The following is an 11,537-nucleotide window of genomic DNA, read 5'->3' as shown; positions in this document are numbered from 1 at the left end:
AGGCGAGGGTCGCGTTAGCGCCTTGTTCTGGTAGCGTTATTCGCTCTCTTGCTCACGCGTTTCGGCTCCATCTTCTGTCTCGCCACTGGCTTCCGGCACCGGCTCGGCAGGAATGTCGGCGGGTGTTTCCAGTGTCAGGCGCCCGAGTTTGCCGTCGCGCAGCTCATGCAGCAACACCTCGGCACCGCGGTGCAGGTCGATGATGCCACCGGCACGCAGGCCACCGCGCTTGCTGGCGATCTCTTCCAGAATCGCGACCCCATTGAAGCCGGACAGCGCCATCAGATCGACCTTGCGCGGGCCATCACTCTCGACTCGCTCGGCGTCAGGGTTGGCGCTGTAGGCCGGCAGTGACTTCAGCTTGTAGCGTGCGGTCAGCTCCGTGGGGTAGCGCTTGGCCAGCTCTGCCGCGACGATCACCGCCACATCGGTGTAATCGATGGCGGTGTCGCGGATCGCGCCGCTGCCGGCCAGGCGATAGGCGCTGGCCTGGTCCTCGATCTTCGGCCACATCACCCCGGGGGTATCGATCAGGGCAATGCCACCGTCGATGCGAATCTTCTGCTGGCGCTTGGTGACGGCGGGCTCGTTGCCGGTCTTGGCGATCTTGCGACCCGCCAGGCCATTGATCAGCGTCGACTTGCCGACGTTGGGGATGCCCATCACCATCACGCGCGCATCACGATCGACGCGGATATGACCGGCCATCTCGCGGCACAGCCGCGGAATCTGCTTGAGGTCACGCGCCTCAAGCGTGGTGATCGCCAGTGCACGGGTGTTGGGCAGGGCATCGAAATACTCGACCCATTCGCGCGTGCGTGCCGGGTCCGCCAGATCGGCGCGAGACAGCAGCTTGAGTACCGGCTTGTGGCGGGTCAGTTCGGACAGCACCGGATTGGTGCTGGAGTAGGGGAGGCGGGCATCGAGGACTTCGATGACCACGTCGATCTCGGGCAGCGCGTCCTTTATCTGACGGCGTGCCTTGTGCATATGTCCCGGATACCAGCCCAGCATGTCGCTTCTCTCCTGCCGTCAAGGGTATGACGGTTGTTCTGTCACCTCTGTCCTGTCTCCTTCTTCCCGCATGCCAGGAAAGGCGCTCATCCATCAGGGATGGCGCTACATGGCATGCGGGAGAGGAGGGGACGCGTATGGCGACGCATTCTATCAGAGGCGGCCTGGCCATGGAGGCGCGCTATCCGGTCATCACTGCCCAGCGCTCTATCGACTTTCCATTTCCCGGGCGTCAGGCGCGTATCGGCTTGAAGCGCAGCGCGACGGAGTTGATGCAGTAGCGCTGACCGGTGTCAGTCGGGCCATCCGGAAAGACGTGCCCCAGATGGGATTCGCAGCGGCGACAGCGCACTTCCACGCGACGCATGCCATGACTGGTATCGAAGTGCTCCTCGACGGCGGCATCGGCATAGGGGCGGTCGAAGCTCGGCCAGCCACAGCCGGAATCGAACTTGGTGTCGTTGTCGAACAGCTTGGCGTCACAGGCGATGCAGTGATAGGTACCCGGCGTCGGGCTGACTTCGTGATCGCCGGTGAAGGGGCGCTCGGTCCCTGCCTCGCGCGTCACCCGGTATTGTTCCGGCGTCAGTCGCTTGCGCCACTCCTCTTCACTGCGAATCAACTTGTCCTGAGTCTGCGGGTCTTGTTCGCTCATGATCTCTTCTCTCTATCTATGCGTTTCTCGAATGCGTGCTCGCGCGAACCTGCAAGCAAGTTCTCCTGCGCGGCAATTCGAAAAGAGTGGCTGCCGGTCTTCACGCGAAACCCGGCACATACCCCAAGAATGCGGGCGTCAGGGCGTGACCACAAGCATGTGGTGGATGCACTTGGCCAACGCCGGAAAAATCCTGTTGAAGCAGGGGGTTGACGAAGGGGGAGGGTCTTTGTAATATACGCGCCACCTCGACGAGGCAAGAACGTTACGTCCCATTCGTCTAGTGGTCTAGGACACCGCCCTTTCACGGCGGTAACAGGGGTTCGAACCCCCTATGGGACGCCACTTACTTGCAGCGTAGAGACCGGAGTGCGGGAATAGCTCAGTGGTAGAGCACAACCTTGCCAAGGTTGGGGTCGCGAGTTCGAATCTCGTTTCCCGCTCCATTTAGATCAGGCATGTCTTGTTCTAACGTGTGTCCCATTCGTCTAGTGGTCCAGGACACCGCCCTTTCACGGCGGTAACAGGGGTTCGAACCCCCTATGGGACGCCATCTTCGGTCTTGTGTGGTCGCATGATCTGCTTGTGTTGCGGGAATAGCTCAGTGGTAGAGCACAACCTTGCCAAGGTTGGGGTCGCGAGTTCGAATCTCGTTTCCCGCTCCATTAGGAACAAGTGGTGTGACAAGGTCGCGAGCTGAACGTCAGCCCGGTCGAATCTCATCTCTCGCTCCAGTACGTCCCATTCGTCTAGTGGTCCAGGACACCGCCCTTTCACGGCGGTAACAGGGGTTCGAACCCCCTATGGGACGCCATGCAGAGCATGATGGTGTGGCAAGCCAGCAGTAAGACAGATGTCGTGAGCACAGGTTCATGATACCCGGTGCGGGAATAGCTCAGTGGTAGAGCACAACCTTGCCAAGGTTGGGGTCGCGAGTTCGAATCTCGTTTCCCGCTCCATTCGGAACAAGTGATGCGACAAGGTCGCGAGCTGAACGTCAGCCCGGTCGAATCTCATCTCTCGCTCCAGAGGAAAAGGCAATGTGACAAGGTCGCGAGCTGGTTCGCCAGTCCGATCGAATCTCGTTTCCCGCTCCAGTACGTCCCATTCGTCTAGTGGTCCAGGACACCGCCCTTTCACGGCGGTAACAGGGGTTCGAACCCCCTATGGGACGCCATTCTGTTTTACGCCGCAGTTTTTGTGTTTCGACAGGCGGGAATAGCTCAGTGGTAGAGCACAACCTTGCCAAGGTTGGGGTCGCGAGTTCGAATCTCGTTTCCCGCTCCAGTCGAAAAGCGCAATGATAGGTCGCGATCTGGAACGCCAGTCCGATCGAATCTCGTTTTCCGCTCCAGTCGAATGTGACGTTGCAAGCTGAAGCATGACATAGCAGTACGCCATCGCCTGACAGACACGATCATCGTGTTACGTCACTGGCGATTTTTTTGTGCCTGAAATTCCTCTCCACCCTGTTCTGCGCCGCTCGCTGGTGCTGTCCCCGCGTGATTTTCTCCCTCTGCTTGTTTCCCGTGGCGCACTAATGCCTTTCTGCCGTGTGTCTGATGTGGCAGCGCCGAATGCGTTACCATGCGCATCCAATATCTTGCGTCTGATTTTCATGTTCGCGGGCTGCGAAACGGTGCCATCACTGTTGCGCAATTGTTCTCAGATGCGTCTTTTCTGCTGTGCTGGCTGACAGCGTCAATCGATTACAGGTGTCCGATGTCACGACCTGCCTTGTCTATCCGTGGCCTGACCAAGGTCTACGGCAACGGTTTTGAGGCCCTCAAGGGGATTGATCTTGACGTCCCCGAGGGCGATTTCTTCGCGCTGCTGGGCCCCAATGGGGCCGGCAAGTCCACGACCCTTGGCGTCGTGAGTTCGCTGGTGCAGAAGACCGCAGGCAAGGTCGAGATCTACGGAATCGATATCGACAAGGACTTCTCGAAGGCCAAGTATCACCTCGGCGTCGTGCCGCAGGAGTTCAACTTCAATCAGTTCGAGAAGGTGCAGGACATCGTGATGACCCAGGCGGGTTATTACGGCATGCCGATGAAGGAAGCGCGCCCGCGTGCCGAGCGTCTGCTCAGGGACCTCGGGCTGTGGGACAAGCGCGACACCCCCTCACGCATGCTGTCCGGTGGCATGAAGCGCCGTCTGATGATTGCTCGTGCGCTGATTCACAAGCCGCGTCTGTTGATTCTTGATGAGCCGACGGCCGGTGTGGATATCGAATTGCGCCGCTCGATGTGGGAGTTCATGCGCCGCATCAATCGGGAGGAGGGCACCACCATCATCCTCACCACGCATTACCTGGAAGAGGCCGAGAGCCTGTGCCGCAATATCGCCATCATCAACCATGGCGAGATCGTGCATAACACCAGCATGCGTGAGCTGCTCAAGGAGCTGGATGCGGAAACCTTCCTGCTCGACATTCGTGAGCCGCTGACCAAGGCGCCGGTGATTGCCGGGTTCGAGGTCTCCTTGAGTGACCCTCAGCAGCTGGCGCTCGCCGTGCGCAAGGGCCAGTCGATCAATACCGCCTTCGCAGCGCTGGATCGCGCTGGCATCACCGTGGTGTCGATGCGGAATCGTGCCAATCGTCTCGAGGAGCTGTTCGTCGACCTGGTCGAGCGTTCCAACGCCGAAAGCGGTATCGCCTCCAATGTTGCCAAGGAGATCACGCAGTGAACCCCCGTCAGCTATGGGTGGCTCTGGTCACCATCGTCGTCAAGGAAGTCCGTCGTTTCACGCGTATCTGGCCGCAGACGCTGTTGCCGCCTTCCATCACCATGACGCTCTATTTCGTCATCTTCGGCAATCTCATCGGCTCGCGCATCGGCACCATGGATGGCATCAGCTACATGGATTACATCGTGCCGGGGCTGATCATGATGTCGGTGATCACCAACTCGTATTCCAACGTGGCCTCGTCATTCTTCTCCAACAAGTTCCAGCGCAGCATCGAGGAGCTGATGGTCTCGCCGCTGCCCTCGTGGATCATCCTGCTCGGCTACATCATCGGTGGCGCCGTGCGCGGGCTGGGAGTCGGCATCATCGTGACCGCCGTGGCCTTCCTGTTCACGGACCTCGATATCCATCACCCCTTCCTGACCATCATGGTCGTGGTGCTGACGGCGCTGCTGTTCTCCATTGGTGGCTTCATCAATGCGCTGTTCGCGCGCAAGTTCGATGACATCTCGATCATTCCGACCTTCGTGCTCACGCCGCTGACCTACCTGGGGGGCGTCTTCTATTCCATCCACATGCTGCCGGAATTCTGGCAGACGGTGTCGCTGGCCAACCCGATCCTCTATATGGTCAACACCTTCCGCTACGGCATTCTGGGCGTCTCGGACATCAGCGTCGGCCCGGCGATGGCCGCCATCGTGGCCTTCATCATCGGCCTGTTCGCCTTCGCGCTGTGGCTGCTGGAGCGTGGCAAGGGCATCCGCAGCTGAAGATGTCGCCCAGACGATGATGGTAAGATGCGCGCTATCGCGCCAGTGCATGCAACGCCGGCTTCTGCCGGCGTTCTGCTGTCTGCGCCCCTGATATCGATGCTTTATTGGCCTATTTCACTGGAGTGCTGTCATGGCTCACCCCACTGCCGTCAACGTGCCCGACGAGGCGCGCCCCGAGACTCTCAAGGATGCCCCACTCGGGCGAGAGTCCGCCTATCCCGAGCACTACGATGCCAGCCTGCTGTTCCCCATCGCGCGGGCAGCCAACCGTGGCCCCATCGGCATCGATGACGCGGCGCTGCCGTTCGTCGGTGAGGATGAGTGGCACGCCTTTGAAGTCTCCTGGCTGGATGAGGCCGGCAAGCCGTGGGTGCGCGTGGCACGTTTTCGCCTGCCGGCAGCCTCGCCGAACCTGATCGAATCCAAGTCCTGGAAGCTCTATCTCAACAGTCTCAATCAGAGCCGTTTCCCCGATCAGGCAGCGGTGCAGGCAACGCTGGAGCGTGACCTCGCCGCCGCGGCCGGGGCGCCGGTCGAAGTGTGCCTGCTGGAACTGGACGATAGCGAGCTGGACGTCGGGCGTCTGCCGGGGGAGTGCCTCGATGACTTGCCGATCAGCGTCGAGCACTACACGCCGTCGCCGGAGCTGCTCAGCGCCGATGCCGCCGACATCGTCAGCGAAGACCTGCACAGCCACCTGCTCAAGTCCAACTGCCCGGTCACCGGTCAGCCGGACTGGGGCAGTGTGTGGATCCGTTATCGCGGCCCGCGTATCGACCGCGAGCGCCTGCTGGCCTATCTGATCAGCTATCGCCAGCACCAGGATTTCCATGAGCACTGCGTCGAGCACCTGTTCGTCGACCTGATGGCGCGCGTGAAGCCCGAGTCTCTGCTGGTGATGGCGCGCTATGTGCGGCGTGGTGGCCTGGATATCAGCCCGTGGCGAGCCACGGCGGATCTCGAGGCCGAGGCCCGCGCCAGTCTGCCGCTGCGTCTCTCCCGGCAGTAGTCGTCTCTGTCACCTCGCCAACCAGATAGCGCCTTGGCAATCAGATAGCGCCTTGGCAATCAGGTAGATAGCAGCGAGTGATGAGACGGCGTACCGGCGACATGCTAGTGTGAGAATCATTCTTATCTTAAGTCTGTGACAGGAGAGACGATGGACGCGCTGACGTTACTGCATGAACGCAATTCCATGGGCAAGTTGATGGCGCCGGCCCCGAGCGCTGAGCAGATGGAGGCCATCTACCAGGCCGCCCTGCGCGCGCCGGACCACGCCGAGCTGACGCCCTGGCGCTTCATCGAATTCACGGGTGGCGGGCTTGAGCGCCTTGGCGAGCTGTTCGCCGAGGCGGAGCGCAACAAGTCGCCGGCCGGTGACGAGGCCGCCCAGGCCGCCGCCAGCAAGAAGCCGCTGCGTGCGCCGATGGTGATCGCGGTGATCGCCAGGGTCACGCCGGACCACCCCAAGGTGCCGCGTGTCGAGCAGGTGGTCAGTGCCGGCTGTGCCGCCCACGCCATGCTGTATGCCGCTCAGGCCCAGGGGCTTGGTGGCATGTGGCGCACCGGCGGCTACGCCTTTGACCCCATCGTGCACGCAGGGCTGGGCATGGGCGAGCAGGATGAGCTGGTCGGCTTCCTCTATCTCGGCACCCCGGGCGGGCGCCTCAAGCCATTGCCGAACCGCAACAGTGCCGACTTCGTCGAACGCTGGCAGTGAAACGCTGCATGAGCGAGGCCCTTGGTGAGGAGCGCTGAGCGAGGCCCTGAATGAGAGAGGCGCTGAGCGAAGCCCTTGATGAGAGAGACGCTGAGTGAGTGAGACGCGAAATGAGCCGTCGCGCTTGAGTGGTGAGGCCTGGCCTCCGTTGCCTCTGCCGCGTGATGCGCAGGGGCAGCCGGGCAGTCTCGCGGCGCCGGTCAGCGACGACCTGTCACGGTTTCGTGGCTGGCTGACGCAGGCGATCCCGCTGGCTGCTCATCTGGGGCTTGTCGAGATGCAGTGGTCAGAGCCCGAGCGTGCGACGGGTCAGCTGAGCTGGCATCTGCATCTGCCGCCCAATCTCAATGACAAGGGCACTGCCTTTGGTGGCGCCATGAGTCTCGAGGCGACCCTGTGTGGCTGGAGCTGGCTGACGCTCTGGCTGCGTGCTCGCGGTATCCAGCGCGATATCGTGGTGTCACAGGCCAGTCAGCAGTTTCTGGCCCCGGTCAGTGGCGACTATCACATCATCTGCGCGCCGGATGACATGGCGGCGCTGGACGAGGTGGGCGAGCGCTTGGCGGCAGGGCGGCGAGCACGACTGTCGTTGACCCAGCAGCTGTGGTGTCAGGTCGAAGGGCAGTCCGCTCCGCGGCTGTGTTTCGAGGCCCGCGGCGATTACGTGGTGCTGGGGCCGTGACGATGAGTGCGGCCTCGGCCCAGTGCGCGGGTTGAGGGCGCAGGGTCAGTGAGCAGAGTGAGAGCGCTGACGCTATCTATCTGAAAGTTTTTGGAAAAAAGGCTTGCGCCACTCGAAGGTTATCGATAATATACGCCGCGTTCTCAAGGGAAACACGACGCAGTCGGGTGACCAATGAGAGCACTGATCTGGAGGGGTGTCCGAGTGGTCGAAGGAGCACGCCTGGAAAGTGTGTAAGTCGAAAGGCTTCGAGGGTTCGAATCCCTCCCCCTCCACCAGATTCAGAAAAGCCCGCATCTCACGATGCGGGCTTTTCGCGTTTCTGAGGGATGGTCTGTCGCTCGCCTCTCATTCAGCGGCGTCTCAGCCGCCAGCCTTCCTTATATTCCGCTCTCATCTATTCCGCTCTCATCGCGCGCGCCAGCATGTCCGCCATGGGCTTGCCGATGTAGCTGGCAAAGCTGCGCTCGCCAGTACGGATCATCACTTCCGCCGGCATGCCGGACAGCAGACGCATGCTGTCCGTCATGTCGCCTTTGCCGGCTTCGGTGACACGAATTCGTGCCTTGTAGTAGCGCGCTCGGGTCGCTTCATCCTCGAAGCTGTTGGCGCTCAGGTGGGTCACCTCACCATCGATGATGTTGGACAGGCGCTGGTTGAACGCGCTGAAGCGGATTTCCGCCGGCTGGCCAAGGTAGAGGTGGTCGATATCGTGGTCCGGGACCCTTGCCTCGACGATGAAGCCATCGCCGGCGGGCACGATATCGAGCAGGGGGTCGCCGCTGCGTATCACCGCCCCCAGCGTATGAACCTTGAGCCCGACCACGGTGCCGGCAACCGGGGCGATGACCTTGGTGCGCCTCAGATTGTCATTGAGCGCGACCAGCCGCTCTTCCGCGTCGGTGACTTCGGCCTGCACCTGACGCAGGGACTCGCCGATCTGCTGCTGGAATTCCTGCAGGCGAATCTGTTTCTGCAGCTCGTTCTCGCTGATCTGCGAGCGCAGGCGCGCGACCTCGGCAAACTGGCCCGCGTTGTCACTCTGGTATTCGAGGCTCTCGCGCTCCATCTCCCGCAGACGCTGATTGTTGATCAATCCATTGCGAAACAGCTTGCGATGGTTGGCAACGTCATCATTGAGTGAGTTGATGCGTCGCCGCGTGATGGCCTGGGTATTCTCGAGGCCTGAAATCTGCTCGTTCATCTGCACGATCTGCTCATCCAGCGCCGCCATGGCACCGTTCAAGGATTGGCGACGGACCTCGAACAGACGCTGCTGGACTTCGAGGACTTCCTGCACCCGCGGATTGGTCGAACTGACCAGCGAATCCGGGAAGACCAGGCTGTCGGCATTGCTGTACTCCGCCAGCAGACGAATCTCACTGGCCCTGGAGATCAGATATTCGGCTTCGACGATCTTCTGCTGTGAGCGTGCCTGGGTATCGTCGAAAACGATCAGCACATCGCCGGCCTCGACATGATCGCCATCCTCGACCTCGATCGATTCGACGATCCCCCCCTCCAGGTGCTGAACCGTCTTGGTGAAGCTTTCCACCGATACGGAGCCAGGTGCGACGACGGAAATGGCCAGGTTCGCCATCACCGACCAGCTGCCGAATCCGCCCACCGCGACCAGCAGCACGGCCAGACCGAAGCGTCGATAGCCGTGATCGCGCAGCGGAACGTCACTCTCGGCACTGGTATTGCCGGATGTGGAGTGGGTCATGAGGCGCTCTCCTCGCCGCCCTCATGGCGGCCTCTGGCACTGGGTTTGAGCTTGGTGACGCGCTGGACGCCTGTCGATCGGGCCTGCTGGCCGTTGCCTGCCACGGCCCGTGCCACGGGAGGCTCACGCGTCGGCGCGGCCAGTGACACCACCTGACCATCATTGAGCACGAGGATGCGATCGACCTGCTGCAGCAGACGCTGACGGTGAGTGATGATCAATGCCGTGGTGCCTTCGCGACGCAGGCGCATCAGGCACTCGGCCAGCGCCTGTTCACCGCTGGCATCCAGATTGGCGTCAGGTTCATCGAGTACCACCAGCACCGGTTTGCCGTAGAGGGCTCGGGCCAGGCCGATTCGCTGGCGCTGACCCGCGGAGAGGGCGGCACCGTCATGCGACAGCCAGGTGTCATAGCCCTGGGGGAGTCGCAGGATCATCTCGTGCACCCCGGCACTCTGCGCGGCTTGCACCACGAGTTGCGCATCGACCTCCTGGAAGCGAGCGATGTTCTCGGCAATGGAGCCGTCGAACAACTCGATGTCCTGGGGCAGATAGCCAAGGTGTGGCCCAAGCGCGGTCCTCTTCCACTGGGAGATGTCCGCGCCATCGAGTCGCACGCAACCCAGCTGCACCGGCCATAGTCCCAGCACCACTCGCGCGAGGGACGACTTGCCTGAGGCGCTGGGGCCCACCACGGCAATGTGCTCGCCCTTGGCGAGTGTCAGGTTGATGTCCTTGAGGGTCGGCAGGCGCTCGCCCGGCGGTGCGGCGTTGACCGCCTCGAGCTTCAGCCGGCCCTTGGGGATCGGCAGCGGCATGGAAGGCGCCTCGGCTGGCACCGCCTCAAGCAACTCCTCCAGACGGGCGCGTGCGGTTCTGGCACCGCTGAAGCCTTTCCAGCCATTGATCATCTGATCGATTGGTGCCAGAGCACGTCCCATCAGAATCGAGCCGGCAATCATCATGCCCGGAGTCAGGTCACCGGCCAGCACCAGATAGGCGCCCAGCCCGAGAATCAACGACTGGAACATCAGGCGCAGTATCTTGGAAGTGTTGGTCAAGAGGCCCGCGCGGTCGCTGGCTTTGGACTGCAACGCCAGATACTCACGATGGCGGGCCGCCCAGCGCCCCTGAATGCCGGGCAGCATGCCCATGGCATGCAGCACTTCGGCGTTGCGCAGATTGCTGTTGGCGAGGTCCTGGGACAGGACGTGCTGTCCGTTGGCATCGGCCAGCAGCTGTCTGGTCGTCTTCTCATTGATCAAGGCGATCACGGCCAGCACGAGACCTGCGCCCAGGGCAAACAGGCCAAACCACGGGTGAAACAGCGCCAGCACGCCGATATATACCGGCACCCAGGGAGCATCGAAAAACGCGAACAGCCCATTGCCGGACAGAAATTGGCGCAGGGTAGTGAGGTCATTCAGCGGTTGCGCGGAGGGCTTGCCCGGGGTGGTCAACGAGCGCTTGAACATGGCGCCGTAGAGCCGAGGGCTGAGCAGCACATCCAGACGATTGCCGACCCGGACAAGGATTCTGGAACGCACCAGTTCCAGCGCGCCCATCACCATGAACAGAAACACGACCACCAGAGTCAGCATCAGCAGCGTTTCCTGGCTGCGTGTCGTGATGACGCGATCATAGACCTGCAGCATGTAGAGCGGAGGCACCAGCATCAGCAGGTTGATGAAAAGACTGAAGAGACCGACGTAGACGAAGCTTCGTCGGCAATGGTCCAGGACCTTTTGCAGGTCATTGCCTTCCTGTGGGGTGGCCATGATCTCGTTCCCTAGCGTCATTGTTGTTCTTTTTATCCAGGTCACCGTCGTTGACGGCTGCCCTGAGCCTGGATCTTTTCATGATGTGCTACTTGGCGATGGAATGAATCGCATTGCTCAGCAAGTCATATTGGTTATCTATTTATTAGATTTTTATGTTTTATTTTTCAGATAGCCTATTGAAATATTGCGTCTGAAGGGTTGGCTAGCAAGTGAATATTTTGATGATCATCAAAAACATTTCAGGGTTTTATATTGTTGGTTTTTGCTGTTCATTTTGCTCACCTCCGAATCTATAAATCCACCTGATTCTCGTCTTCATAAAAGTATGGGGTTTCTGGTTTCCTGGTGGATTAACCCTTTTGGTGCTCGGTATTGTTTTTCTCCTCATCTGACACATGGCAAGGGCTTAAAGGGGTGCTTTTTTATTGTTTTAAATAATTATGGTATTGTTTTTATTGGGCTTATTTTAACTTTCTGTTCCTTTGCATATTGCCA

At 60.6% G+C, this 11,537-nt stretch carries 9 protein-coding genes and 9 tRNA genes; 14 read left to right on the top strand and 4 right to left on the bottom strand.

The genetic code is table 11. The features are described from left to right. Nucleotides 1-36 precede the first annotated feature (36 nt). Both ylqF and msrB read right to left on the bottom strand, forming a co-directional pair. On the bottom strand, nt 37-1,014 hold the full coding sequence (ylqF, locus tag H2O77_RS14330; protein ID WP_043334293.1) for a ribosome biogenesis GTPase YlqF: 978 nt from the start codon (nt 1,012-1,014) through the stop codon (nt 37-39). 232 nt (nt 1,015-1,246) lie between these two features. Beyond that, nucleotides 1,247-1,669, bottom strand: coding sequence for a peptide-methionine (R)-S-oxide reductase MsrB (msrB, locus tag H2O77_RS14325; RefSeq protein ID WP_043334292.1), 423 nt, complete (start codon nt 1,667-1,669; stop codon nt 1,247-1,249). A 269-nt stretch (nt 1,670-1,938) separates the two neighbouring features. Between msrB and H2O77_RS14320 the strand changes: the two genes are divergently transcribed. The 14 genes from H2O77_RS14320 (at nt 1,939) to H2O77_RS14255 (ending at nt 7,813) form a co-directional block, all read left to right on the top strand. Further along, nucleotides 1,939-2,014, top strand: a tRNA-Glu gene (locus tag H2O77_RS14320). A 26-nt stretch (nt 2,015-2,040) separates the two neighbouring features. Continuing rightward, nucleotides 2,041-2,115, top strand: a tRNA-Gly gene (locus H2O77_RS14315). Between the two features lie 31 nt (nt 2,116-2,146). Beyond that, nucleotides 2,147-2,222 (top strand) — tRNA-Glu (locus H2O77_RS14310). A 37-nt stretch (nt 2,223-2,259) separates the two neighbouring features. Next, nucleotides 2,260-2,334, top strand: a tRNA-Gly gene (locus H2O77_RS14305). A gap of 73 nt (nt 2,335-2,407) precedes the next feature. Continuing rightward, nucleotides 2,408-2,483 (top strand) — tRNA-Glu (locus H2O77_RS14300). Between the two features lie 70 nt (nt 2,484-2,553). Continuing rightward, nucleotides 2,554-2,628, top strand: a tRNA-Gly gene (locus tag H2O77_RS14295). Nucleotides 2,629-2,770: 142 nt separating this feature from the next. Beyond that, a tRNA-Glu gene (locus H2O77_RS14290) sits at nt 2,771-2,846 on the top strand. A gap of 35 nt (nt 2,847-2,881) precedes the next feature. Further along, nucleotides 2,882-2,956, top strand: a tRNA-Gly gene (locus tag H2O77_RS14285). Between the two features lie 435 nt (nt 2,957-3,391). After that, the gene (locus H2O77_RS14280) at nt 3,392-4,360 is read left to right on the top strand and encodes an ABC transporter ATP-binding protein (RefSeq protein WP_043333884.1); all 969 of its coding nucleotides are present in this window, start codon (nt 3,392-3,394) and stop codon (nt 4,358-4,360) included. Beyond that, on the top strand, nt 4,357-5,130 hold the full coding sequence (locus H2O77_RS14275) for an ABC transporter permease (protein ID WP_043333883.1): 774 nt from the start codon (nt 4,357-4,359) through the stop codon (nt 5,128-5,130). The genes H2O77_RS14280 and H2O77_RS14275 overlap by 4 nt, the downstream gene beginning before the upstream one ends. Before the next feature lie 133 nt (nt 5,131-5,263). Beyond that, nucleotides 5,264-6,142: an NADPH-dependent 7-cyano-7-deazaguanine reductase QueF gene (queF, locus tag H2O77_RS14270; RefSeq protein ID WP_215823377.1), complete on the top strand. Its 879-nt coding sequence runs from the start codon at nt 5,264-5,266 to the stop codon at nt 6,140-6,142. A gap of 150 nt (nt 6,143-6,292) precedes the next feature. Continuing rightward, complete coding sequence (locus H2O77_RS14265; protein ID WP_054555640.1) at nt 6,293-6,853, top strand: NAD(P)H nitroreductase; 561 nt, start codon at nt 6,293-6,295, stop codon at nt 6,851-6,853. A gap of 94 nt (nt 6,854-6,947) precedes the next feature. Next, a complete protein-coding gene (locus tag H2O77_RS14260; RefSeq protein WP_240548625.1) occupies nt 6,948-7,535 on the top strand; it encodes a YiiD C-terminal domain-containing protein in 588 nt (195 codons plus the stop codon). A 190-nt stretch (nt 7,536-7,725) separates the two neighbouring features. Then, nucleotides 7,726-7,813: transfer RNA gene (locus H2O77_RS14255), tRNA-Ser, on the top strand. A 119-nt stretch (nt 7,814-7,932) separates the two neighbouring features. On the opposite strand, the gene H2O77_RS14250 is transcribed toward H2O77_RS14255, so the two are convergent. Together H2O77_RS14250 and H2O77_RS14245 are read right to left on the bottom strand one after the other, a co-directional pair. Continuing rightward, nucleotides 7,933-9,261, bottom strand: a complete 1,329-nt coding sequence (locus tag H2O77_RS14250) for an HlyD family type I secretion periplasmic adaptor subunit (protein ID WP_043333880.1) — start codon at nt 9,259-9,261, stop codon at nt 7,933-7,935. Continuing rightward, nucleotides 9,258-11,039 carry a type I secretion system permease/ATPase gene (locus tag H2O77_RS14245; protein WP_215823376.1) on the bottom strand — a complete coding sequence of 594 codons (1,782 nt, stop codon included), beginning with the start codon at nt 11,037-11,039 and terminating at the stop codon, nt 9,258-9,260. Before H2O77_RS14245 ends, H2O77_RS14250 begins: the two co-directional genes overlap by 4 nt. Nucleotides 11,040-11,537: the final 498 nt, after the last annotated feature.

Source organism: Cobetia sp. 4B (assembly GCF_018831605.1).
In the GTDB taxonomy this organism is placed as follows: Bacteria; Pseudomonadota; Gammaproteobacteria; order Pseudomonadales; family Halomonadaceae; genus Cobetia; species Cobetia amphilecti.
The sequence above is the reverse complement of the archived record's forward strand: the minus strand, read 5'-3'. Positions and strand labels throughout refer to the sequence as shown.

Coding starts and splice junctions, on each gene's coding strand:
- ylqF (WP_043334293.1), bottom strand. CDS start 1,014: ATGCTGGGCTGGTATCCGGGACATATGCACAAGGCACGCCGTCAGATA.
- msrB (WP_043334292.1), bottom strand. CDS start 1,669: ATGAGCGAACAAGACCCGCAGACTCAGGACAAGTTGATTCGCAGTGAA.
- H2O77_RS14280 (WP_043333884.1), top strand. CDS start 3,392: ATGTCACGACCTGCCTTGTCTATCCGTGGCCTGACCAAGGTCTACGGC.
- queF (WP_215823377.1), top strand. CDS start 5,264: ATGGCTCACCCCACTGCCGTCAACGTGCCCGACGAGGCGCGCCCCGAG.
- H2O77_RS14265 (WP_054555640.1), top strand. CDS start 6,293: ATGGACGCGCTGACGTTACTGCATGAACGCAATTCCATGGGCAAGTTG.
- H2O77_RS14250 (WP_043333880.1), bottom strand. CDS start 9,261: ATGACCCACTCCACATCCGGCAATACCAGTGCCGAGAGTGACGTTCCG.
- H2O77_RS14245 (WP_215823376.1), bottom strand. CDS start 11,039: ATGGCCACCCCACAGGAAGGCAATGACCTGCAAAAGGTCCTGGACCAT.